Below are 513 nucleotides of genomic sequence, written 5' to 3' on the forward strand. Positions count from 1 at the left end.
CGGATCGGGATTGCGGTAGGGAACCAGGAACGGCGCAACGATCAGCGCCAGGCCGACGACCATCGCCACTGCGATGAAGAGCACGATGGGCAGATACGAACTTAGGAGTGCGCTCATGCGGCGACTTTCCTTCGGCGGCCAGTTCACTTTGATTACAGCAACGGACTCTAAGGCGGAAGCGTGACAGTTTAACCCGCTGAACCGTTTTAGGTGGCCTATGCTGCGACGCGGCGAGGGTTAGCGCAGCGGTTTCGGCGACGCAAGTCAAACCTTGTTCAAAATCCGGCCCTGGACGCCATATCGGAAGAAACTGGTCCGATCCGCTCCTGTTTGATTTCCTTCAGGTTTTACTCCACTTTTCTATCCTGACATATCTCCCGCCATTTGCCTGTTAGCATGGCCGGAATCACCGACTGGAAATCCCGGCAAAGGATCAGGGCAAGGTAGCTGGATGAAAGAAAAGATCTCGCTCGCCGCAGCAAGGCGCATTGCGCTCGGCGCGCAGGGTTTTAC

1 pseudogene is annotated in these 513 nt (G+C 56.3%); it reads right to left on the minus strand.

What is annotated here, in order from left to right:
* Window positions 1–117: pseudogene (locus EOA60_RS36680) on the minus strand (NADH-quinone oxidoreductase subunit A); the annotation flags it as partial.
* Window positions 118–513 lie beyond the last annotated feature (396 nt).

Source organism: Mesorhizobium sp. M1A.F.Ca.IN.020.06.1.1 (assembly GCF_004023265.1).
Classification (GTDB): Bacteria; Pseudomonadota; Alphaproteobacteria; order Rhizobiales; family Rhizobiaceae; genus Mesorhizobium.